At 71.6% G+C, this 22,973-nt stretch carries 21 protein-coding genes and 1 pseudogene; 15 read left to right on the plus strand and 7 right to left on the minus strand.

The genetic code is table 11. The annotated features are described in order from the left end of the window. Positions 1 to 123 precede the first annotated feature (123 nt). Together IM767_RS12730 and IM767_RS12735 are read right to left on the minus strand one after the other, a co-directional pair. Complete coding sequence (locus IM767_RS12730; RefSeq protein WP_109211068.1) at positions 124 to 615, minus strand: heme-degrading domain-containing protein; 492 nt, start codon at positions 613 to 615, stop codon at positions 124 to 126. A 42-nt stretch (positions 616 to 657) separates the two neighbouring features. Continuing rightward, positions 658 to 1,101: a hypothetical protein gene (locus IM767_RS12735; RefSeq protein WP_162564320.1), complete on the minus strand. Its 444-nt coding sequence runs from the start codon at positions 1,099 to 1,101 to the stop codon at positions 658 to 660. Between IM767_RS12735 and IM767_RS12740 the strand changes: the two genes are divergently transcribed. Beyond that, positions 1,058 to 2,746 carry an HNH endonuclease signature motif containing protein gene (locus tag IM767_RS12740; RefSeq protein WP_162564319.1) on the plus strand — a complete coding sequence of 563 codons (1,689 nt, stop codon included), beginning with the start codon at positions 1,058 to 1,060 and terminating at the stop codon, positions 2,744 to 2,746. The two genes, IM767_RS12735 and IM767_RS12740, sit on opposite strands and share 44 nt — an antisense overlap. A 50-nt stretch (positions 2,747 to 2,796) precedes the next feature. Here IM767_RS12740 and IM767_RS12745 read toward each other — a convergent pair whose 3' ends face one another. After that, positions 2,797 to 3,819: a helix-turn-helix transcriptional regulator gene (locus IM767_RS12745; protein WP_109211066.1), complete on the minus strand. Its 1,023-nt coding sequence runs from the start codon at positions 3,817 to 3,819 to the stop codon at positions 2,797 to 2,799. Between the two features lie 61 nt (positions 3,820 to 3,880). Between IM767_RS12745 and IM767_RS12750 the strand changes: the two genes are divergently transcribed. Together IM767_RS12750 and IM767_RS12755 are read left to right on the plus strand one after the other, a co-directional pair. Beyond that, complete coding sequence (locus IM767_RS12750) at positions 3,881 to 4,987, plus strand: ATP-binding cassette domain-containing protein (RefSeq protein ID WP_109211065.1); 1,107 nt, start codon at positions 3,881 to 3,883, stop codon at positions 4,985 to 4,987. Further along, a complete protein-coding gene (locus IM767_RS12755; RefSeq protein WP_109211064.1) occupies positions 4,984 to 5,778 on the plus strand; it encodes an ABC transporter permease in 795 nt (264 codons plus the stop codon). Before IM767_RS12750 ends, IM767_RS12755 begins: the two co-directional genes overlap by 4 nt. A 33-nt stretch (positions 5,779 to 5,811) precedes the next feature. Here IM767_RS12755 and IM767_RS12760 read toward each other — a convergent pair whose 3' ends face one another. Next, positions 5,812 to 7,158, minus strand: a complete 1,347-nt coding sequence (locus IM767_RS12760) for a sensor domain-containing diguanylate cyclase (protein WP_162564318.1) — start codon at positions 7,156 to 7,158, stop codon at positions 5,812 to 5,814. A gap of 233 nt (positions 7,159 to 7,391) precedes the next feature. Between IM767_RS12760 and IM767_RS12765 the strand changes: the two genes are divergently transcribed. Then, positions 7,392 to 7,832: a MarR family transcriptional regulator gene (locus IM767_RS12765; RefSeq protein WP_109211062.1), complete on the plus strand. Its 441-nt coding sequence runs from the start codon at positions 7,392 to 7,394 to the stop codon at positions 7,830 to 7,832. Between the two features lie 68 nt (positions 7,833 to 7,900). Here the strand turns inward: IM767_RS12765 and IM767_RS12770 are convergent, their stop codons facing one another. Further along, complete coding sequence (locus IM767_RS12770; protein WP_109211061.1) at positions 7,901 to 8,221, minus strand: hypothetical protein; 321 nt, start codon at positions 8,219 to 8,221, stop codon at positions 7,901 to 7,903. Between the two features lie 180 nt (positions 8,222 to 8,401). On the opposite strand from IM767_RS12770, the gene IM767_RS12775 reads away from it, so the two are divergent. The 11 genes from IM767_RS12775 (at position 8,402) to IM767_RS12825 (ending at position 21,605) form a co-directional block, all read left to right on the plus strand. After that, on the plus strand, positions 8,402 to 9,148 hold the full coding sequence (locus tag IM767_RS12775) for an EAL domain-containing protein (RefSeq protein WP_162564317.1): 747 nt from the start codon (positions 8,402 to 8,404) through the stop codon (positions 9,146 to 9,148). A gap of 107 nt (positions 9,149 to 9,255) precedes the next feature. Next, a complete protein-coding gene (locus IM767_RS12780) occupies positions 9,256 to 12,291 on the plus strand; it encodes a DUF2339 domain-containing protein (protein ID WP_109211059.1) in 3,036 nt (1,011 codons plus the stop codon). A 138-nt stretch (positions 12,292 to 12,429) separates the two neighbouring features. Continuing rightward, positions 12,430 to 13,719 (plus strand): sugar ABC transporter substrate-binding protein, encoded by a 1,290-nt coding sequence (locus IM767_RS12785; protein ID WP_109211058.1) that lies wholly within the window; start codon positions 12,430 to 12,432, stop codon positions 13,717 to 13,719. A 10-nt stretch (positions 13,720 to 13,729) separates the two neighbouring features. Continuing rightward, positions 13,730 to 14,704 (plus strand): carbohydrate ABC transporter permease, encoded by a 975-nt coding sequence (locus tag IM767_RS12790; RefSeq protein WP_109211057.1) that lies wholly within the window; start codon positions 13,730 to 13,732, stop codon positions 14,702 to 14,704. Further along, positions 14,701 to 15,528, plus strand: coding sequence for a carbohydrate ABC transporter permease (locus IM767_RS12795; protein WP_109211056.1), 828 nt, complete (start codon positions 14,701 to 14,703; stop codon positions 15,526 to 15,528). Before IM767_RS12790 ends, IM767_RS12795 begins: the two co-directional genes overlap by 4 nt. Position 15,529: 1 nt before the next feature. After that, on the plus strand, positions 15,530 to 16,960 hold the full coding sequence (locus IM767_RS12800) for a glycoside hydrolase family 3 N-terminal domain-containing protein (protein WP_109211055.1): 1,431 nt from the start codon (positions 15,530 to 15,532) through the stop codon (positions 16,958 to 16,960). Beyond that, the gene (locus IM767_RS12805; protein WP_109211054.1) at positions 16,957 to 18,150 is read left to right on the plus strand and encodes an anhydro-N-acetylmuramic acid kinase; all 1,194 of its coding nucleotides are present in this window, start codon (positions 16,957 to 16,959) and stop codon (positions 18,148 to 18,150) included. Before IM767_RS12800 ends, IM767_RS12805 begins: the two co-directional genes overlap by 4 nt. Then, on the plus strand, positions 18,147 to 19,043 hold the full coding sequence (locus tag IM767_RS12810) for an N-acetylglucosamine kinase (protein ID WP_162564316.1): 897 nt from the start codon (positions 18,147 to 18,149) through the stop codon (positions 19,041 to 19,043). Before IM767_RS12805 ends, IM767_RS12810 begins: the two co-directional genes overlap by 4 nt. After that, positions 19,036 to 19,968, plus strand: coding sequence for an N-acetylmuramic acid 6-phosphate etherase (murQ, locus tag IM767_RS12815; RefSeq protein ID WP_109211052.1), 933 nt, complete (start codon positions 19,036 to 19,038; stop codon positions 19,966 to 19,968). The genes IM767_RS12810 and murQ overlap by 8 nt, the downstream gene beginning before the upstream one ends. Beyond that, positions 19,968 to 20,837, plus strand: coding sequence for a MurR/RpiR family transcriptional regulator (locus IM767_RS12820; protein ID WP_109211051.1), 870 nt, complete (start codon positions 19,968 to 19,970; stop codon positions 20,835 to 20,837). Before murQ ends, IM767_RS12820 begins: the two co-directional genes overlap by 1 nt. Positions 20,838 to 21,086: 249 nt before the next feature. Next, the gene (locus IM767_RS12825; RefSeq protein WP_109211050.1) at positions 21,087 to 21,605 is read left to right on the plus strand and encodes a hypothetical protein; all 519 of its coding nucleotides are present in this window, start codon (positions 21,087 to 21,089) and stop codon (positions 21,603 to 21,605) included. A gap of 96 nt (positions 21,606 to 21,701) precedes the next feature. Here the strand turns inward: IM767_RS12825 and IM767_RS20585 are convergent, their stop codons facing one another. Beyond that, on the minus strand, positions 21,702 to 22,121 hold the full coding sequence (locus IM767_RS20585) for a hypothetical protein (protein ID WP_198425906.1): 420 nt from the start codon (positions 22,119 to 22,121) through the stop codon (positions 21,702 to 21,704). A gap of 8 nt (positions 22,122 to 22,129) precedes the next feature. Further along, positions 22,130 to 22,973 (minus strand): annotated as a pseudogene (locus tag IM767_RS12835) (hypothetical protein); the annotation flags it as partial.

Consider the following 22,973-nt stretch of genomic DNA (forward strand, 5'->3'; position numbering starts at 1 on the left):
GCGCGCTTGACAACCGGGGGGATCGGTGTCAGCGGTAGGTGGCTTCCTGGTCCGCCGGTCTCATGTGGTGCGGGGTGGTCCGCGGAGTGCGGGGTGGCCGCGGATTGCGAGGTGGCGCGCTACCTACGCGCCCGGCCGCGCGCTGTCGGCGATGAACGCCCGCAGGTGCTCGACGACGAACGCGTGGTCCTCGGCCTGCGGGAGGCCCGAGACGCCGACGGTTCCGACGACGCCGACTCCCTCGATCGTGATCGGGAACACGCCGCCGTGCGCGGCGTACTGCGTCGGGTCGAGGCGGCCGTCGGTGTCGAAGTCCTTGCCCGAGGCCTTGAACGACAGTCCGACGCCGAAGGACGACCGGCCGTACCGGCGGGCGACGCGGGTCTTGCGTTCGAGCCAGCCGTCGTTGTCGGCGCTCGAACCGGGCAGCGCCGTGTGGAACACGCGAGCCTCGCCGAGCGTGATCCCGATGACGATCGGCAGGCCGCGAGCCGCCGCGGCTTCGCGCATGCGCCGGCCGAGGGTCCAGGCATCCGTCACATCGAATCGGGTGAGCACCACCTCGGCCTCGTCGGTTTCGACGCGGGCGAGCAGAGCGGCGATGTCGTCGGTCATGGAACGACGGTAGCGCGGGACTTCGCGGACGGGAGCGGCGCGTTACGCGGCCTCGGATCGGTCGAGCGCTTGGAGCTCCTCTTCGAGCTCCGCGATGCGCTGCTCGATCTTGTCGCGATCCGAGGCGAGCCGGGTCTCGAGGGTGTCGTAGAGGTGCGCACCGCCGTCGCTGAAGCTCGCGGAGTGCTTGCGGGCGATGTCGTTGCGCGTGAGCGCCGCCTTGGCGTCGATGAGGGCGTCGTTGTGGATCCTCAGGGCGTTCTTGATCTCCTCGCGGCGAACCGCAGCCGGCGTGGGCTGGGCGGGGGCTGAGTCGCCGCGCCGGAATCCTGCCGCTGCCAGCACGCCCAGTCCGACGACGATGACCCCGCCGCCCACGATGCTGACCGGGTTGAGCGTCTGGATCGTCGTCAGCGGGACGGCCAGCAGAGTGGCCCCGAGGGTGACCGTTCCCACGCCCGCGGTCGCGAGCCCCTTGCGCGTCATCCCGACGACTCTATCGGCGTCGGGGTCGGGCGTTGTGGGTGGGGAGGCGGGATGGTGCGGGGCGCGGGGGCGGTCGCCCGCGCGGTTGGGATTGCTCGGTCCTCCTTCAAGCACCGCCTCCTCCCCAGCCATGGGGAAATCGGCCGAAGTCGAGGCGATCCACAAACTACGTTTGACCTGGGCTTTACAACCCACTCAGTGTCGGAACTCCTCGGCAGAATTGGGATATATGAACTTCCCGCTCGCCGACCTCCGGAGCATCGCCGACCAGCTCGGCGACGCGCTCGGATCGGCGCTCGGCGGCGGGGCTCAGATGGGTCTCTCCCATCCAGAGCTGGTCGACGCGCTGGGCGTCGTCGAGCGGCTGGGGCGGGTGACGGATGCCGCGCGCCTGGCGCTCGCCGGAGAGGTAGGGCGCCGTGCCGACTCCGAGTTCGGCGACGATGCCATCACGGTGCAGTTCGGCTGCGGGTCGGCGCAGGAACTCCTGGAACGGGCGACGTTAGTCTCGGCGACGACGGCTCGGTCTCGACTGCGCGACGCGAAAGCCATCACCGGCCGCGTGACGCTCACTGGCCAGGCGCGCCCGGCGCCGCTCGAGCATGCGCGCGCAGCCTTGGTATCGGGGCGGCTCAGTGCCGACGCATTGTCCACGATCGTCGACGCACTGCGCCCGCTGCTCGGCCGCTGCTCGGGAGATGAGCTCGCGGCGGCCGAGTTCGAGCTCGTCGGAGCGGCCGTGGGTGACGCCGAGGCGCCGGCCTGCGGCATCCACGAGTTGAAGATCATGGCGACGACGTGGGCGCTGTTCCTCGATCCTGACGGCACGCTGCCCGACGACGAGTACGCGACGCGGATGCGCGGAGTCCGCATCAGCAGGCGGTCCAATCGGGGCCTGCGCAGGATCTCCGGTGATGTCACCGACGAGGTCGCGGCGCAGTTCGACCGGCTGGTGGACGCCCACCTGAATCCCCGGGTGCAGGATCGCGGGCCACGATTCGCGGAGGCCCGCGCAGAAGACACGCCCGACGACTGCGTGCTCGACCCTCGGACCATCGACCAGAAGCGGCATGACGCGTTCGCGTCGATCCTGTCCGCTGCGGCGGGTGCGGCAGCGACACCGACTCTGGGGGGTGCGGCGCCTACGCTCATCGTCACCACCACCGAGGAAGACCTCGCCGCGCCGAACGGCGTCGCGTTCGTCGAGAGCGCGGGCGGCCCGGTGACGGTTTCCGCCACGTTCGCCCGGCACGTCGGCTGCCATGGCACGATCCACCGGCTCACGCTCGCCGCGAACGGGGCGATCAGAGCACTCCACATCGAGGATCGGATCTTCAACCACTGGCAGCGCAAGGCCATCGGCGCCCGCGACGGCGGTTGCATCATCCCCGGCTGCACCGTGCCGGCGGCGTGGTGCGAGGTGCACCACGTCACCGATTGGGCGAAGGGTGGGCCGACCTCTGTCGACAACGGCGTGCTGCTCTGCTGGCACCATCACCACGGGATCGAGACCAGCGGGTGGGAGATCCGCATGGTGGACGGGATGCCGCAGGTGCGACCGCCGGGCTGGGTCGATCCGCAGCGACGATGGCGCGGGCCCAATCGGCTCCTGCTGCACGAACTCAGACGCGCGAGGTCCGCGTAGACCGCTCCGATGTGCGAACCGGCCGCGGCGAGCCCACCGCTGCCGGCCGGCTACGCGCGCAGCTGGCGCTCGCGCTGCCGCGCGCGCTCGGGCGGAACCGGAGGAGCCGGCGCGTCGAGAGCGCGCAGCATCCGCTCGAGCGTCTCGCGCAGCTGCTCTCGCGCGGGCGACGCGAGGTCGGTCGTGAACTCGACGCCGGCAGGGATCCACGACAGGCCGTACATCGTCTCGCGGAAGTCGCTTCCCCCGACCGGCCAGCGGGTGCGGCCGTCGCCCTCGTCCGAAGCGCCCTGGCCCCACTGCCCGAAGAGGTCGCGCATCGACTGGAGGTCGAGTTCCATCACGGCGTCCGCTTCAACCGCCTGCCGCACCCACGAACGTGCGACGAAGATGAACTCCTCGATCTCTTCGGGCGTGAGCGGCTTGGGCTGGAACAGCACGCGCGTGTGCTCCACACCGGTGAGCCGGTCCACGCGGAAGGTGCGCCAGTCGTCCTTGTCGAGATCCCAGCACAGCAGGTACCAGTGGCGGTCGGCGGGCGCGAGGGCGTGCGGCTCCACACGCCGGTGCGTGACGTCGCCCGTCGCGGCGGTGTACGTGAACCGCACGCGCTCGTGGTCGCGGGTCGCGAGAGCCAGCTCGCCCAGCACCTCGCCCGACACCGCTGCGCCGGCGTTGAGTCCGGCGGGCTGCACAGCCTCGGCCAGCGCGGCGACGCGGCGCCGCAGGGGAGCGGGCAGCACCTGCTCGAGCTTCGCGAGCGCCGTGATGGTCGTCTCCGGGCCGCTGACGAGGCGCTGCGATGCCGCGACCCGCAGTCCGATCGCCATCGCCACCGCCTCTTCGTCGGTGAGCAGCAGGGGTGGAACGGCGCTGCCGGCTTCGAGCCGGTACCCGCCCGCGGCGCCCGGCGTGGACTCGATGCGGTACCCGAGGTCGCGGAGACGCTCGACGTCACGGCGGACCGTGCGCTCGGTGACGCCGAGCCGATCAGCGAGTTCGGAACCCGGCCAGTGCCGATGGGTCTGCAGGAGATTCAGCAGCGAGAGAGCTCGGGCGGTCGTGTCGGACATGCGCCAAGAATCTCATGCATCGCGGACCGAATGTGTCCGCATTGGCTCCTAGCTTGGGGGAATGGCGAACGAATCGATCATCCAAGCGCAGGGGCTCACCAAGCGCTTCACTGTGAAAGGCAAGACCGTCGAGGCCGTCACCGACCTCACCTTCCAGGTGGCGCGCGGCGAACTGGTCGCGTTCCTCGGACCCAACGGCGCGGGCAAGTCGACAAGCCTGCGCATGCTCACCACCCTCATCCCGCCGACCTCCGGCACGGCGCGTGTCGTCGGCTTCGACATCCTGAAGCAGCCCGCCGAAGTGCGCGCCCGCATCGGCTACGTCGGCCAACTCACCAGCGGCAGCTTCTCGCAGGGCGCCCGCGACGAGCTGCTGAGCCAGGGCGCGTTCTACGGCATGTCCAAGGCCTCCGCTCGCACCCGCGCCGAGGAGCTCATCGAGTCGCTCGACCTCGCACCCTTCGCGACGCGGTCGGTGCAGCAGCTGTCGGGCGGGCAGAAGCGCCGGCTCGACATCGCGCTCGGCCTCATGCACGCGCCGCCGCTGCTGTTCCTCGACGAGCCTTCGACGGGTCTCGACCCGCAGAGCCGGGCCAACCTGTGGCAGCACATCCTCGACCTGCGCGCGAAGTACGGCACGACGGTCTTCCTCACGACGCACTACCTCGAGGAGGCCGACCGCTACGCCGAGCGCGTCATGGTGATGGACAAGGGCCGCGTCATCGCCGATGACACCGCCACCCGCCTCAAGGCGGAACTCGCGGGCGACGTGCTCACGTTCGGCTTCGCTTCTCAGGCGGATGCCGCAGCCGCCGTGGCCGTGATCCAGCGGCTCACCGATCGCGAGGTGCACCGCGTCGACGCCACCGCCGCCGACGCCGACGCCGGCGGCCGCGCCGCGGCGTTCGTGACGGTGACCGCTCCGGACGGCGACGCGCTGCTGCCGGCCGCGGTGCGAGAACTCGACGCCGCAGGGCTCACCGTCCGCACGGCGACGGGCGTGCCGCCGACGCTCGACGACGTGTTCCTCGCGCTCACCGGCCGCACCCTGCGCGAAGCCGGCGAGGGCGAGAGCGAGCCCGATGAGACAGACGAGGGAACGGATGCCGCGGCCGCGGCATCCGTCACCGCCGAACCGGCGGCAGAGAAGACGGGAGCGAAGCGATGACCCTGCAGATGGAGACCCGACCCGACACGGTGGTGCGGGCGAACCCCGCACGCGACACGTGGAACGTGCTGACGCGGGAGCTCAAGCCGGTCGTCCGCGACCCGTTCACGCTGATCTTCAGCCTCGTGCAGCCGCTGGTGTTCCTCGGGCTGTTCGCGCCTCTGCTCGTCGGATCGTCGGGAGCGCCGGTGGGGGAGACCCTGCAGTGGTTCGTGCCCGGCGTGCTCGTGATGATCGTGCTGTTCGGCACCGGGGCGACCGGATCGAACCTCCAGTACGAGATGATGACGGGCTCGCACGAGCGAACGCTCGTGGCTCCGCTGTCGCGGTCGTCGCTGTTGGTCGGCCGTGCGCTCAAGGAGATCGCGCCGATCGTGGTGCAGGCGATCATCATCGTGCTGATCGCGTGGCCGTTCGGCTTCACGATCAACGTGCCGGGGCTCGTGATCGGGCTCGCCCTGCTCGCAGTGTTCGGCATCGGCCTCGGCGCGCTGTCGTACACGCTGGCCCTCAAGACCAAGGATCGCGAGTGGCTGTTCTGGGGTGTGCAGCAGACGCTGATCTTCCCGCTGCTGATCCTGTCGGGAATGCTCCTGCCGCTGGACGAAGGCCCGGGCTGGATGCGTGCCGTCGCCACGGTGAACCCCGTCAACTGGGTCGTGCAGGCCGAGCGGGCGCTGTTCGCCGGCGACCTCGGCGCGATCGAGGTGCTGTGGGGCTGGGTGGCGGCGATCGTGCTCGCGGTCATCGGCCTCGCGGTCGGCATCCGCGCGATGCGCAAGAGCAGCTAGCCGGAATCGGGGAGCGGCGGCCCTCGTCCTGTGCTACTGCGGGACGGGGGCCGATGCGCTCTGCGCGATCACCACGCGGTCGCCCCCGGCCATCTTCGCCTCGTACATGGCGTGGTCAGCCGCTCGGATGAGCTGGTCCATGACCGGGGCGCCGTCGTTGCCGACGATGACCACGCCGACGCTCGCGGTGATGGACAAGATAGGCGGCAGCTCGTCATACGGCTCGGCGATCGCCGCCCGGATGCGGTCGGCGAGCGCCGCGGCGTCGGCGTCGTCGTCGACCGTCGCGACGGCGATGAACTCGTCTCCGCCGAACCGGCCGAGCACATCGGTCTGCCGGATGACACCTCGCAGCCGGTGTCCGATCTCGCGCAGGAGAGCGTCTCCGGCCGCGTGACCCAGGAGGTCGTTCACCGCCTTGAAGCCGTCGAGATCGATGAAGATCACGGTCAGCGCCGAGTACCCCTGCAGCAGGGTGCGCGTCACGTCCTCCTCGATCAATCGCCGGTTCGGCAGCCCGGTCACCTCGTCGTGCATGATCGCACGACGCTGCATGTTCTCCAGGCGCACGCGGGCGATGGCCTGGGCCGCTTGGTTCGACAGCGCCTCCGCGAGCGGGACGGCCTCCTCGTCGAACTCCCGCGGGTGGTCGAAGAAGCAGATCATCGAGCCGACGGCGTCGCCGTGCGATCGCATCGGCGACGCGATCGCCGCGTGTACGCCGCAGGCGCGATAGACGTCGCTCATCCCGACCCCGGGGGCATAGCCGTCCGCATCCTCGGGGGAGCGCACGATGAGCACCTCTCCGCCGAGCATGGTCACGGTGCCGGGAGGTCGGAGACCTGCCGGCCAGCGCGCGGCGAGCGGGTTCACCCCGGCCGCGTGGAAGAGGCCGTCAGGCCCGTCGATGTGCACGCTGACCGCGCTCGCGGCGAACGCCCGCTCGGCCACATCCGCCAGGAGTTCGGCCGCGTCGACCTCGGTCCTGACGTTGCCGAAGCCCACCGCGGCGTTCAGCAGGATCTGCAGCCGGTGCCGCCCTCGCTCGGTCTTGGCCTCGGCGCCCTGGAATCCAAGGTTGAATGCCGAACGCGTCGACACGTCGTAGACCGCGATCCGCTCGATGCCGCCCTCGTTCTCGCCGAGCGAGCCCACGACGACCGGCCGGACGACGCCGGACAGCCCGTGAAGGGTGGCATCGGTGGGCCGCTGCCCGTCGGCGCCGGTGAGTGGCATCCGCAGGGTGAGCAGCGACTCGAGCGGCCTGCCGATCACGTCTCTGCGCTCGCAGCCCAGCCACTCGAGCAGCTGCGCATTCGCATCGAGGACCGTCGACTCGTGGTCGACCGCGACGAGCCCGCAGATCGCGAGGCCTAGCATGCGGCGCTCGTGCCGTGAGCGATCGACGGGGCGCGGCATCCGATCGGGAAAGTGCCGTTGACCACGATGGCTCCTGGTTTCTGCACCTGGGGTGCGCTGGTGGCGTGACGGCATGCGACGTCGCGTCGGCGGATGACTCCAATCTAACCGATACTTCGCATATTTAGATAACTTTCTTAAACATCTGCGATCTGCGATACTCGCGGGAGGGGTGGCTGAGGGAGAATGGCGGCATGGCGGACGACACGCGGGCGCTGACCCTCGGAGAAGCGCTGCGGCAGTACCTCGACGCGCGCAACGCGGCGATGGTGACGGCGCGTGCCAGCCTGGGCATCAGCGACATCGACGCGCGGGCCCTCCTGTTCGTGGTGGGCAATCCGGGAACGAGGCCGACGGCGCTGCGCGAGTACCTCGGGATCACGTCTGCCGGGGTCACGACGTTGATCGATCGCCTCGTCAACCGCTCGCTGGTGCGGCGGGACGTGGACCCGGACGACCGGCGGGTCAACCGCATCACCGCGACGATCGACATCGCCGACGACCCGTGGTCGGTCCTCAACCGGTTCGACGACGACTTCGACGTCGCCGTCGGCACCGCCGATCAGGCATTGGTCGGCGACTCGGCCGCACTGCTGGCGGCCTTGACCACCGCGACGGTGGGCACGCGGCACTGATCGCCCCCGCTGGCGTGCACGCGGCGCTGTCCGCCCCGTGCCGGCGTGCACGCGGCGCTGTCCGCCCGTCAGGCGATGTCGGTGCCCTCATACGCCTGCGACTTCGCCTCGAGGAACGCGCACAGCTCCGAGACCGCCGCGAGCTCGACCGACAGCTTCATCAATCCCGCCGCGTCGAGGACGAGGTTCTCGTCGCGGGGCTCCATCGTCGCGACCCAGCCCTCGGCGTCCTGGGTGATGGGCTGGATGAAGACGCCGGTCGGCGCGTGACCGAGCCGGAAGGCGACCAGGCCCGTGTCGGCCCCGCCGTCGCCGTCCTGCACCATCACGCGTGCGGCATCCGCCCCGGGCTTGCCGAGTTCGCGGTATTCCGCGAGCCAAGACTCCAACGTCTCAAGATTCCGAAACGCCATCGCGATCCTCCTGCTGCATCTGCGACGAGAAAGTATATGGACCAGGCGGATACCGCCTCCACGACGTCGACGAGCGTCTCCGCGGCGCACTGTAGCCGATCGGCTCTCGTCGTGCCCCAGCTTGCGACGGCGCTCGCGAGCGGGTGGACTGGAGGGATGCCCACCATGGAAGACCTCGCGGACGATCTGGCGTCCGCGGTCGGTGGTCCCGAGATCTTCGCCGTCTACCAGCCGCAGGTGTCGCTGGAGAGCGGGTCGGTCGTGGCCGCCGAAGCGCTGTGCCGATGGCGGCACGCGCAGCTCGGCGACATCGATCCGGTGACGATGATCGGCGTCGCCGAGCGCACCGGCGCGATCCACGCGCTCGGGCGGCGGATGCTCGACGAGTGCTTCGACAAGCTCGCCGAGTGGCGCGGTACAGGACGCGACTGGGCCGTCGCCGTCAACGTCTCGCCGCTGCAGTTCGAGGACGAGTCGTTCGCGCGTCACGTCGCCGACGAGTTCGCTCGACGTGCGCTCGCGCCCGGTTCGCTCGTCCTCGAGCTTCCGCACGACCCTCCGGCGATCGACGACGGGTCCGTGCGGACGCAGCTGCGCACGCTCCGAGAGATCGGTGTGGAGATCTCGCTGGCCGGCTCCGACGACCAGTCGCCGTCGCTCGAGCTCCTCGATCGTCTGCCGGTCGCCGAATGGAAGCTGCCGGGGCACCTCGTCCGCTCGGTGGAGGGCGACGCGCGGGCGGAGCTGCGGGCCCAGGTCGAGTCGGCGCAGGGTCGTGGGCTGCGCGTGGTCGCCGAGGGGATCGAGACCCTCACCCATCTCGATGTCGCGGTGGCGCTGGGCTGCGACCGGGCGCAGGGCTTCCTCATCCGCGAGCCGGACTCCGAGATCGAGTTCCCGTAGCAGGGCCGTTCGGGCTCGGGCACGAGACGATAACGATTCGCTCAGCGTTGCCCACGGGGCAGGAGTCCGGGTGAATCCACAGCCGACCCGCGCATAGGCTTCTGCGCATGTCTTCGGCGCGACGCCGCGGCGTCCTCGCCGTCATCACGGCCCTCGTCCTCCTCGCCCTCGGCCTCGGCGTGGCCGTCGTGGTCGGCGACGCGCTCGGCATCCGCACCGAGGCGGCCGCGCAGATGGAGCCCGCCGCCGCCACCGTCGCTCAGGTCGCAGAGCCGGTCGCTCCGCCGGAGTTCACGACGATCGACGTGCCCGACACCGAGCGGCTGACCGTCGCCGCGAATGAGCTGACCGATGCCGTCGCCGCCGCGTCCGCGCGCGAGGGAGAGGCCTCGCTCACGGTCACCCTTCTTCCCACGCTGATCCCAGAGACGGGGGACGGCTACACGCTGGAGGGCGACGCCACGGCTCTCCGCGTCCAGGCCACCTCCGAGGCCGGGGCGGTCCGAGCCGTCTACGACCTCGCCGCGCAGGTGCGCGCCGCGCTCCCGCTGCAGGACCTCGTCGGCATTCACGAAGCATCCCGACTGCCGCTGCGGATGACCGACCTCGGCGCGGTGGGCGTGACGCCCGATCCTGCCGAATGGGAATCCGGCGACGACTACTCGCACGCGTCGAAGGGGTTCGCCGACGTCTTCACGCCGGAGGCGCCCTACATCGATGAGGCGGCGCTCGCCGAGGCATACGAGGACTTCGACGGCTTCCTGCGCCACTCGCTCGCGAACGGCTTCAACGCGGTCGCGTTCCCCGGATTCGTCGAGTTCGTCACGTTCGACGGCGTGGCGGACGACGCCGTCTATCCGGAGGGCGACGACCACCGCGACAAGGCGCTCGCGCTGCGCGAGGCGTTCGCGCCGTTCTGGGAGCGCGCCGACGAGCTCGGCATGAAGGTGTTCCTCCGGACCGACATGCTCGCGCTGACCGGGCCGCTAGAGCAGTACCTCACCGAGGAGTTCGGGTCGCTCGACACCGAGAACCCCGAGCTCTGGGAGGTCTACACCGCCGGGCTCGACGAGCTCTACGAGGCCGTGCCCGCCCTCGACGGCGTCCTCATCCGCATCGGCGAGGCGGGCCCGGTCTACGACGTCGGCGGCTGGGACTACTACTCGGCCCTCGAGGTGACCTCGGTCGACGCCGTGCGCACGATGCTCGAGGCGTTCTCGGCGCAGGCCGAGGCATCCGATCGCGAGGTGATCTTCCGCACGTGGTCGGTGGGTGTCGGCGCCGTCGGCGACATGCACACCAACAGCGCCTCGTACGAGGCGGTGCTCTCAGGCCTCGACTCGCCCGCGCTGATCGTGTCGACGAAGTACACGCTCGGCGACTTCTACACGTGGCTGCCCCTCAATGACACCCTCGAGCAGGGCGAGCAGCGGCGCATCGTGGAGTTCCAGAGCCGCCGGGAGTTCGAGAACTTCGGCGCGTTCCCCAACGACCTCGGAGCCGAGTACCAGTGGGCGCTGCAGCAGCTGCTGGCCGCGAACGACGAGATCGAGGGCATCTGGGTCTGGACGCAGGACGGCGGTCCGTGGCGGGCAGGGCCGATGTCGCTCTACCTGAAGTCGGGTTTCTGGCAGCTGTACGAGCTGAACACGCAGCTCGCGGCGGGCCTCGCCCAGAACCCCGACGCCGACGTCGCGGGCATCACCGCGTCGTGGGCGCGGCAGTACTTCTCGGACGACCCCGCCACCGTCGAGGCGATCGTCGAGGCGATGACGCACTCGCGCCACGCGATCGCCCAGGGCATGTACGTGCCGCAGTTCGCCGAGCAGCGCGTGTTCGCGATCGGGCTCGAACCGCCGCCCATGATGTGGATCTTCGAGTGGGACATCCTGACCGGCGACTCCGCGGTGCTCGACGTGCTCTACTCGATCGTCCGCGACAGCGGGCCGGACGGCGTCGAGGCGGCGATCGACGCCGGAGCCGAGGCCGTGACCGCGGTCGAGCAGATGCGCGACCTGGTTTCGCAGACGGATGCCGCCACCTGGCACTCCGCCGACATTCGCGCGTCGTTCCTCGACACGCTCGACTACGAGCTCGACACCCTGCGGCTGCTCGAGGCGTATCGCGCGATGATCCTGCACCAGGGCCAGTGGCACGACACCCTCTCGCCTGAGGCGCACGCGCAGTGGGACGCCGATCGCACCGTGTACGAGGAGCGGGCCGCGGAGCACCTCGCCGCCTACAAGGGGAACATCGACTACCCGGCGTTCAATCTGACCGCCGCGCAGCTCGGCGTCGAGCGCGCGGAGCGCGACGCGACGATGGCCTGGCTCGCGCGCGGGCTGCTCGTGCTCGCCCTGGCGTGGGTGGTCATCGGCATGCTCGCCGCGCGCACCCGTCTGGTCGCGAAGCCCGGCGCCGCCGCCGCGCGCGCGACGTGGATCGCCTCCACCCGGCCGTGGCGGGCGCGCGAGTCGACCCTCGGCATGCTCGAGCTCGACCGCTGGCTGCTGCTGATCGTGCCGGTCGCGCTGCTGGTCGCCGCGCGCGCCGTGCAGACGTCGTTCCTCTCGTGGACGCACCTGGCCGTCATCATCGGCGCGTGGGCGGTGTTCGCCCTCGTGCTGCGCCTGTTCGTATGGGATCGCTCGCCGTGGCCGGTCATCGCCGCGGTCGGCGGCGTGGTGATGCTCCGCTGCATCGTCACCCTGTTCGCGCTCTCGTTCTCAGGCCCCGGCGGATACTGGTTCGCCTTCTGGACCGACCCCGTCCTGCGCACGGCGTACATCACCGTGGCGTTCGCGCTCTTCGCCTGGGTGTTCGTCGCCGCCGGCTGGGCGCTCGCCGCCCAGGTGCGCGCGCGCCGCGCGACCGGGTTCGTGCTCGCGGCGATCGGGGCGGGGCTCCTGGTGCCCGCAGTGGTCATCGGCACCGTCGGCCTCGAGACCGCGCTCTCGCTGTGGAACGACGAGATGGGCCTCCTGCCGTGGGGTCTCGCGCGCATCCTCGGCATCACCACGTACCTCGAGATCCCGGATGCCACGCCCTGGGCCGCGGCCGGGCTCGGGCTGGTCCTGGTCGTCGCCGGGACAGCGCTGGCGCTGCCGTGGCGGCGGCGCCGGGTGGCGGCATCCGTCTCCTGATCATCCGGAACCACGCGCATTTCGCGCGCGCATCGCTCATGTAACGGTTGGGAGAAAGTTCCGAATACTACGTGACATGCGGTGGTTTCTTCCATACTCTGATGTGTGGCCGAAAGGGTCACGCACAAGGGAGTTCACATGAGGAAGCACATCTTGCCCATCGCCGTGTTGGGTGTGGCAGCACTCGGCATCACCGCCTGCAGCGCGGGCGGCGGAGAGGGCGACGACGCGAGCTCGGGCGAGGGAAAGACGCTCGACGTCTGGATCATGGAGGGGACCAACCCCGACGCCGAGCCGTTCTTCGACGAGGTGGCCGCGGCGTTCGAGGAGGAGACCGGCGCGACGCTCAACGTCGAGTTCGTGCAGTGGGCCGACGCCCACGACCGTTTCGTCACGTCGATCGCGGGCGGTACGACGCCCGACGTCGCCGAGACCGGCACCACCTGGACGCCCGAGTTCGCCGACGCCGGTGCGCTCGCGCCGATCGGCGACTACGTCTCGGAGGAGGGCCTGGACGGCGACCTCGTGGAGGGGCTCGTCGAGTCGGGCACGTACGACGACGAGCTGTACGGCATGCCGTGGTACGCCGGCGTGCGCTCGCTCGTCTACCGCACCGACGTCTTCGAGGAGCTCGGCCTGAGCGCGCCCACCAACTGGGACGAGCTGCGCGAGGCGGCGCTGGCCATCAAGGCGGCCAAGCCCGACATGACGGCCGTCGCCGTGCCCGGCGACGCCGAGTTCACGGTGTACCCCTGGGTGTGGGGCGCCGGCGGCGAGGTCGCCACCGAGGACGGCGGCGAGTGGACGAGCCAGCTCGACTCGCCCGAGTCGGTCGAAGGCCTCGAGTTCTGGACCGGGCTCGCCACCGAGGACGGCCTGTCGTCGGCCGGCGCGACCACGTGGCGCGAGACCGACGTGCTCGACGGCTTCGCGGCGGGCACGGTCGGCATGGGCGTCATGGGCTCGTGGACGCCCGCGGCGATCGTCGAGAAGAACCCCGAGATGGAGGGCAAGTTCGCCGCCATCCCGATCCCCGGCCAGGACGGCGGCATCTCGCCGTCGGTGCTCGGCGGCTCGCACCTCAGCGTCTTCGAGACGGCCGACGACAAGGACCTCGCGTTCGAGTTCGTCAAGCTCATGACCACGGGCGAGTTCGCCGAGAAGTGGGGCGAGCAGAGCGGCTACTTCCCCGGTCAGACCTCGCTGCTGGAGGCCTCGATCGAGAGCGCCGACCCGCTCGTCGTGCCGTTCGCGACGCAGATGGTCGACGGCGGCGCCTCGGTGCCGGTGACGCCGACCTTCGGCGCCGTGCAGGCGAAGAAGACGACCAGCGCCATGATGCAGGCCATCCTGTCGGGTCAGAAGGACGTCGAGACGGCGGCGAAGGATGCCGCCGCCGAGATGACCGCAACGCTCAACGACCAGTAAGAGAAGACGCATGGCTTTCATGCCTCAGGCGCCGGTGGCGGAGGAGCGCACCTCCTCCGCCGCCGGCGCGGCGGTCGCGACGGGATCCCGCCGTCGCCCGATCGACCGCCTCCGGCCGTGGATGCTCATCGCGCCGGCACTCGTCGTGCTGGCGGGACTGCTCCTGTGGCCCCTCATCCGGGTGGTCCTGTTCTCGTTCCAGGACTACGGCCTGCGCGAGATCGTCTCGGGCGAGCCGAACTTCATCGGCGTCGACAACTACGTCGAGGTGCTGACCAGCCCGACGCTGTGGACCGTCGTGCTTCCGAACACCGTCGGCTTCGCGGCGCTCGCCGTCTTCGGCACGGTGGCGTTCGGAACCCTCGTCGCCCTGCTCCTGCAGTCCCTCGGCACCTTCTGGCGCACCGTCGTGGCGAGCGCCATCATGGCGGCCTGGGCCATGCCCGCCGTCACCGGCACGTACGTGTGGGTCTGGATCTTCGACGCCGACCGCGGCATCTTCAACCAGGTCCTCATGCAGCTCGGGCTCATGGACGAGCCCTACAACTGGTTCACGAACCGCTGGTCGTTCTACGCGATCGTCCTGCTCAACGTGATCCACCACGGCTTCCCGTTCGTCGCGGTGACGGTGCTGGCGGGTCTCCTCGGCGTGCCGAAGGAGACGCTGGAGGCGGCTTCCCTCGACGGCGCCGGCGCCTGGCGCCGCTTCTGGAGCATCACCTTCCCGCAGCTGAACCAGGTGTTCGCGGTCGTCATCATCCTGTCGACGATCTGGGACTTCAAGGTCTTCGCCCAGGTGTACCTGATGCCCGGCGGCGCCGGCTCCAACCGCGAGGTGCTCAACCTCGGCGTCTGGTCGTACGTCGAATCGTTCGGCCAGAACCGGTACGGCTTCGGCTCCGCGATCGCGGTGCTGCTCACCCTGCTGCTGCTCGGCATCACCGTCGTGTACGTGCGGCGGCTTCTCAAGGAGGACCAGCTGTGACCCGGCCCTCGATCGGACGACGCATCCTCAAGGGCGTCGCCGTCTTCCTGCTGCTCGTCTTCACGCTGTTCCCGACCTACTGGATGCTCGTCAGCGCGTTCGACGAGAACCCCTCGGGCGGTGCGCAGCTCGTGCCCCGGCAGTTCACGTTCGACCACTTCGTGTACGTGCTCACCGAGGGCGGGTTCGCGACGTTCCTTCGCAACTCCGCCGTGGTCGCGCTCGTCGTCGTGCTCGCGTCGGGCCTGCTGGGCCTCCTGGCCTCGATCGCCGTCGCCCGCTTCCGATTCCCCCTCCGCACCCAGATCGTCATGATGATCCTCGTCGTGCAGATGGTCCCGCTCGAGGCGCTGGTGATCCCGCTGTTCGTGCAGGTGCGCGACCTGCAGCTGCTCGGCACGCTGACGGGCCTGATCATCGTCTACACCGCGCTCGCGCTTCCGTTCGGCATCTGGATGCTGCGCGGCTTCGTCGCGGCCGTCCCGGTGGAGCTCGAGGAGGCGGCGTACATCGACGGCGCGTCGTGGTGGCGCATGTTCCGCTCGGTGCTGCTGCCGCTCGTGGCACCGGGCCTCGTGGCGACGAGCGTGTTCGCGTTCATCACCGCGTGGAACGAGTTCATCTTCGCCATGACGCTCCTGGGCGGCGCCACCGAGAACTACACCGTGTCGATCGGGCTTCGGCAGTTCTTCGGCCTGCACTCGAACGACTGGGGCTCGGTCATGGCGGCGTCGACCATCATCACCATCCCCGTCATGATCTTCTTCATCGTCGTGCAGCGGCGCCTGTCGAGCGGGCTCGTCGCCGGGGCGGTGAAGGGCTGACATGGACGTCCGAGAGCTGGTGCCGGGCGTCCTGCTGCCCGGATTCGCCGGACCGTCGCTGCCGGACTGGGTGCGCGACGAACTGCGGCGGGGACTCGGCGGGGTGTGCCTCTTCGCCGGAAACGTCGACCCGGCCGACCCCGACGGGACGGCGCGCCTGGCGGCCGGCATCCGCGCGGTGCGGCCCGAGACGCTCATCGCGGCCGACGAGGAGGGTGGCGTGGTCACCCGGCTCGAGGGCCGCGACGGGTCGACGCTGCCGTCTCCCGCTCAGCTCGGCCTGGTGTCACCGGAGTTCGCCGAGCGCGCGGGTGCGGTGCTCGGTGAGCGCGTGCGCCGCGCCGGGATCGACCTCGTGCTGGCGCCGAGCGCAGACGTCAACGACAACCCGGCCAACCCCGTCATCGGCGCGCGCTCGTTCGGCGCCGACCCCGACGAGGTCGCGGCGCGCGTCGTGGCGACGGTGCGCGGCATCCGTTCCCGTCGCGGTGTCGCGCCGTGCGTGAAGCACTGGCCGGGTCACGGCGACACCGACGTCGACTCGCACCGCGGGGTGCCGACGGTGCCGGCCGCGACCGCCGCACGTCACGCGGCGCCGTTCGCCGCGGCGATCCACGAGGGCGTGCCCGCCATCATGACCGCACATATCGTGGTGCCCGAATGGGGCGCCGAGCCGGTCACCGTCAACCCCGACGCGATCGCGCGGCTGCGGGCCGACGGCTTCGACGGCGTGGTGGTGACGGACGCCGTCGACATGGCCGCGATCGCCGGCAGCTACGGCATCGGGGGCGGAGCGGCACGGGCGCTGGCCGCCGGCGCGGACCTGGTGTGCCTCGGCAACCCCGAGCTGAGCGGCGTCGACGCCGCGGCCCAGTACGCCGAGGTGGTCGGCGCCGTCGTGGCGGCGGTGGATGACGGACGGCTCTCGGCCGAGCGGCTGCGTGAGGCGCACGGCCGCGTCGCACGCCTCGCCGCGGTCACGGCGGGAGAGCGCGCGGGGACCGGGACGCCGACGAGCGACGCCGCGAGTGCGGTCGCCGTCGACCCCGCCGACACCGACGCGATCGCCGAGGCGCTGGCCGCGGCATCCGATCCCCACGCGCTCGAGGCGCTGCGACGCATCTCGCGCGTCGTCGACGCCCGGGCGGGTGCGACGCAGGCCGCCGCGACGCGGGCGGTCCCGGTCGTCGAGACGCTGCGGGCGCTCGCGGACGGGCGCCCAGAGGCGGACGCGGAAATCACGGCGGTCGTCGCCGACCGGCCGAGTCCGGCGCAGCGGGAGATGCTCGACCAGGCGCGGGCCGCGGGCGAGTGCATCGTGGTCAACGTCGGCGCGCTGCCCGGCGGGTTCGACGCGGCAGTCGTGCAGCTGGGCGCCGACTCGCAGTTCTCGGCCGCCATCGCGCGGGCCTGGGCGGGGGAGGGGCGATGAGGATCCTCGCGCTCCAGTCAGGCACGAGCGCCGACGGCATCGACGCCGCCGTCGTCGACATCGATGCGTCCGGCGACGCGCTCGAGCTCGTCGTCGACGGCTGGGGCACCGAGCCCTGGCGGCCGGAGGAGCGGGAGCTCGTCATGCGCGCCGTCGCCGGCGACCCGCTCGACGCGGGCGAGTGGTGCGCGGTCGAGACGACCGTGGGCCAGGCCTTCGCGCGGGCCGCGACGCGGTTCGCCGCAGGGGCCGGAGTCGACCTCGTCTGCTCGCACGGGCAGACGGTGTTCCACGGCGTCGAGGGTGCCGCGGTGTGGGGCACGCTGCAGGTCGGCGAGCCCGCCTGGATCGCCCGCGCCACCGGCTGCCCCGTGGTCTTCAACCTGCGGGTGGCCGACGTCGCCGCCGGGGGCATGGGCGCGCCCCTGATCACCGCGTTCGACGCGCGGTGGCTCGCCGGGGCGGCCGATGCCGCGGGCGCTCCCGTCGCCTCGCTCAACCTCGGCGGCATCGCGAACCTCCAGGTGGTCCGCCCCGACGGCACCGCGTCGGGCTTCGACACCGGCCCGGCGAACGCGCTGCTCGACGCCTGCGTCTCGCGCGCCACCGCCGGCGCCGAGACGTTCGACCGCGACGGCGCGTACGCCGCGGCCGGACGCGTCGACTCGCGGCTGCTCGACCGGCTGCGTGCGCACCCGTACTTCGCGCTCGCGGCCCCGAAGACCACGGGGCGCGAGACGTTCACGCTGGGTACCGTCGACGACGCCCTCGATGGCGCCGGCCTGCCGCTCGAGGACGTGTGCGCGACGCTGGTCGAGCTGACCGCGTCGACCGTCGCCGACGCTTTGACCCGTACGGCGCCCACGACGGCGCGTGTCGTCGTCTCGGGCGGCGGCGCGCGCAACCCCGTGCTGCTCGCGCGCCTGCGGGAGCTGCTCGGCATTCCCGTCGAGCCCAGCGACGCGTGGGGCATCCCCGCCGACGCGCGCGAGGCCGTCATGTTCGCCGCGCTGGCGTACCTGTCGGCGGCGCGCGTTCCCCTCGACCTGCCGGGCACGCCGGACGGCCGCGCCGCCGTCGCCGGCCAGTGGGACCTGTCGGTCGCACCGCTGCCCGCCCCGCCCACCGTCACCGCGGCATCGCCGCAGCTGCGCCGCCTGCGCGTGCGCACACGAGAGGAGCGATCGTGAGCATCGTCGCCGTCGATCTGGGAAAGACCGGATGCCGCGTCCGCGCGACCTCCGGCAGCACGGTGTCGTCTGCCGCCGGCGCCGGGGTGCCCGGCCTCGCCGACAGCGAGGGCGACATCCGCGCCTTCGCGGCGATCGTCGCCGCGCTCGGGGACCTTCCCGAGGCGATGCGCTCTCCGGTCGCCTCGATGGGCGTCGGAGCCGCCGGCGCCGAGGCGGCGCCCGCCGCGGCGCTGGCGCTCGCCGAGCGGGTCTCGGCGCACGTCGAAGCGCCGGTCGCGGTCACGAGCGATGCCGTCACCGCCCACGCCGGCGCATTCGAGGGGACGGCGGGCACCATCGTCATCGTGGGCACCGGCACGGTCCTGCTCACGCTCGACGAGGCGGGGCGGCTGTCGCAGGTGGACGGCTGGGGGCCCTGGCTCGGCGACGAGGGCAGCGGCCGCGCGATCGGCCAGGAAGGTCTGCGCGCCGTGCTCGCGGCCCACGACGGCCGGGGTCCGGAGACGGCGCTCACGGATGCCGCGCTCGAGCTGCACTCGCCCCTCAGCACCCTGCCGCGCTGGGTCGCCGACACGGCGGCGCCGGCCCGGCAGCTCGCACGCTTCGCTCCTGCGGTGCTCGAGGCCGCGGCATCCGGCGACGCCGTCGCCCGCGACATCGTGGAGCGCGGCGTCGAGGCCGTGGTGCAGGCGTGTGCCGCGGCATCCGGTCCGTACTGCCTCATGGGCGGCATCGCCGGGTCGGGCGTCTTCGGCGACGCGCTGCGCGCGCGCCTGCGCGAACACGGGCTCGAGGTCGCCGAACCGCGGGGCGACGCGCTCGCAGGGGCGGAGTACATCGCGCGCACCCCGGGAAGCCCGTACGAGGGGAGCGTGGTGCGCCATGGTTGACCTCGACGACCTGCGCCGCCAGCTCGCGTCGCTCACGACCGAGGCCGTCGACCCGGAGTTCGGCGATCTCGACCTCATGACCACGCCCGAGCTCGTCGCGGCGGTGATCGACCACAACCGGCAGGTCACCGATGCGCTGACCCACGCCTCGGACGAGCTCGCGCGCGCGGTCGACGTCGCCGCCGAGCGCATGCAGCGTGGCGGCCGCCTGCTCTACGTGGGCGCCGGCACCCCGGGCCGCCTCGGGATCCTCGATGCCAGCGAGATCCCGCCGACCTTCGGCGAGCCGGCCGACCGCGTCGTCGGCATCATCGCGGGCGGGCAGCGCGCGATCCAGTGGGCGGTCGAGAACGCCGAAGACGACGTCGCCGCGGGGCGCGACGACATCTCCGGCGCGGACGTCGGCCCCGACGACTGCATCGTGGGCCTCACCGCGTCGGGTCGCACGCCCTACGTGCTCGGTGCGATCGCCGAGGCACGCGCCCGCGGCGCGGCGACGATCGGCGTGAGCTGCAACCCCCGGTCGGAGCTCTCCGCGGCGGCCGACGTGGGCGTCGAGGTCATCGTCGGGCCTGAGCTCGTGGCCGGGTCGACCCGCCTGAAGGCCGGCACCGCGCAGAAGATCGTGCTCAACACGATCTCGACGCTCGCTATGGTGCGCATCGGCAAGACCTACGGCAACCGCATGGTCGACGTGCGCGCCACCAACGAGAAGCTGCGGGCTCGCGCGGTGCGCACGGTCATGGGCGTGGCCGACGTCGACCCCGCCGTGGCGCGCCGTGCGCTGGCCGACACGGGGTGGGAGGTCAAGCCCGCGATACTGATGTGCATGAGGGGACTGACCGCGGATGCCGCGGCACGCGCGCTGTCGGATGCCCGAGGACGACTCCGCGAGGCGCTGGACCGCACGCGCGAGGCGGTGTGATGGACGTCCTGCTCCGGGTGCGGCAGTCGCGCGACCGTCTGAGCGCCTCCGAGCGCCGCGTCGCCGACGCGGTGCTGGCGGACCCGGAGCTGGTGCGCACGTCGACGATCATGCGGCTCGCCGACGCCAGCGAGGCGTCGCAGTCGACGGTCGCGCGCTTCTGCCAGAGCCTCGGCTACCCCGGATACCGCGAGTTCCGCCTCGACGTGATCGCCGCACTCAGCCGGGACCAGGCGCAGCGGGTGAGCTTCGACATCGCCGAGGGCGAGATCGCCGCCGACGACTCGATCGCCGAGACCGTTGCGAAGATCGCCTTCCAGGAGGTCCAGGCCATCCAGGACACCGCGCAGATGATCGACGCGGATGCCGTCGCCCGCGCGGTCGCCGAGATCCGCGGCGCGCGCCGCATCGAGCTCTACGGCGCGGGTGCTTCGTCGCTGAGCGCGCAGGACCTCTTCCAGAAGCTGAGCCGCATCGGCAAGCCGGCGGCCGTCTCCGTCGACATCCACCTCGCCCTCGTGCAGGCGGCGCTCCTCGACGACGCCTCCGTCGCTATCGGCGTCTCGTTCCGCGGCGAGACGCGCGAGACCCTGGACTTCCTGACCACCGCGCGACGCACCGGCGCGCTCACCATCGGGATCACCAACGCCGCGCAGTCGTCGCTCGACGACGTGTGCGACATCGTGCTGCGCACCAGCGTGCGCGAGAGCCGGTTCCGCAGCGGCGCCATGGCCAGCCGCATCGCGCAGCTCGCGCTCATCGACATGCTGTTCGTGCTCGTCCTGCGCCAGGACTTCCCGCTCATGACCGAGAGCCTGCGGCGCACCTATGACGCGGTGAGCTCGCGTCGCCCCGAGCCTGGCGCCTGACCCCTGCGCCGGGTCGCGGCATCCGTCCCCCCTCGCCTCGGCGGGCCCGCGAACCCACCATTTCCGCGCGAACCCACACGGTTTCGCGCGCTCGAGCATGTGGGTTCGCTTCGAGAGTGTGGGTTCGCGCCCGGACCGTGAGGGGGAGGGGAGGGGGAGGGGGAGAGGGAGAGGGCCGTGGTCGGACCACACGGATCGGAGGAGTACCGTAGAAGGCATCCCCCGAAACGATTCGAAGAGGTATTCACCATGCGCTCACGAAGCACAGCACTCCTGTCCATCGCCGCCGCCTCGGCTCTCCTGCTCGCCGGCTGCGCGTCGGCCGCGGACTCCGAGCCGAACGACACGTCGGCCGCGGACTCGGTCGTCGAGTCGTCCGTGACCGAGCCCGCCGCCGCCGGCGAGCGCGTCGGCGCCGACGGCAACGAGCTCGAGGTGTGGAGCGCCATCGTCCCCGACGAGAGCGCTGCCGCAGTCCTGGACGAGCCCGAGGCCGGCAACCAGTGGGTGACCGTCAACGTCGCCCAGTGGGTCGCCGACGAGGACCAGTCCGATGTCGACGTCGCGCCCGTCCTGCGCTCGACCGCCGACGAGTCCTTCTCGGCCGACGCCGTCTCGCAGCGCTCGGTCGACGTGCCGATGACGCCGGAGAAGTCCTACACCTTCGTGTGGAGCTTCCAGGTGCCCGAGGACCTCGTCGACGCCGAGACCCTCGTGCTCTGCGTCGGCTCGGGCGACGAGGGCTGCAGCAGCCTCGCCGCAGAGTGATCTACGGTGCCGACCGCCCCACGGTCGGCGCCGGCACCACGCGTTCGCGCCGTGCACCTTCTCGGGTGCACGGCGCGAACGCGTTTGTGGTGCGGGTCAGCCGGCCGCCGACGGGCGGCGGCGCTCGAGGGCGCGCTGCGCGCGACGGGCGAGTCCCACGACGCCGGCGACGAGCGCGAATCCGCCGACGAGGAGCACGGCGTACGCGGTGACGGCGGCGGGCGTGAGGTGCAGCATCCACGCCGTGACGGTCGCGTGGCGAGCCGGGTCGGTCAGTACCCACAGCGCCAGCGCGGCGATCGCCGCCAGCACGAGCCCCCACACGATGCCGGCCCAGCGCACGCGGGGTCCGCTCGGGGGCTCAGCCGCTGCGGCGGGCGCCGAGTCGGATGCCTCCGCCTCGAAGGCCGCGGGCGGCGCGAATGCGGGCGGGACGGCCGAGGGGACCGGGGGTGCATCGACCGACATCGTCGCGCCGGCGTCGGGTGCGGCGTCCGGGGTCTCGGAGTGGCTCATGGGAGTGCTCATTTCTCGTAGATCGTGACGTGGATCGATCCGGTGCGCTGGTCGATCGTCAGCTGCTGGGTCGTGACGCCGTCGTTGGTCGGATCCTCGTTCGCGGCTCGCCAGGTCACGTGCCCGTCACCGCCGGGATCGACGGTTCCGGACTCGGCCTCGCCGCCTGCTTCGGGCATGCGCGAGTACATGACGACGCCGTCGCCGAGGCTCGCGTCGAGTTCGAGCACCGTGCCGGGGTACACCACGATGTCGGTGCCGCCGACGCCCTTGGTCACCGAGACGCCGCCGGCCTCGATGTCGTCATCCTCCGACAACGACGAGACCGAGATGTAGGTCGATCCCCACGGCTGCGCGACAGTCTGCTCGTACGTCGCGGTGCCGAGATCGACGCTTCCGAGGGTGACCCGCTCGGGACCGGATGCCGCAGCCACGCCGCCGCCGATCACGAGCAGCACGATCGTGACCGCGGTGAGGAAGCCGCTCCGCCGGCGGATGACGCCTGCCACCACCATCGACAGAGCCGTGACGAGGGCGGCGGTGAACACGCCGATGGCGCCCGCGAAGGGCGCTGTCGCGGCATCCGTCAGCGTCGTCAGCACCGCGAGCGCGCCTGCCACGAGGGCGGCGCCGAGCGCCGTCAGGACGAACACGAAGCTCGCTCGCGGGCGGGTCGCACGGCGCACGCGGCGACGCTGCTCTGCCTCGAGTGCGAAGGCGGCCCCCGCCGCCTGCCGCTCGCGTCGAGCCTGCTCGCGGGCTGCGCGGTCCGCGTCCTGCCGGCTGCGACGCCACGCGTCATCCTGAGCGCGCCAGGCGTGGTGCCGCGCGCGCCACTCGGCCACCGCGGGG

This window comes from Microbacterium ureisolvens (assembly GCF_015278315.1).
Taxonomy (GTDB): Bacteria; Actinomycetota; Actinomycetes; order Actinomycetales; family Microbacteriaceae; genus Microbacterium; species Microbacterium ureisolvens.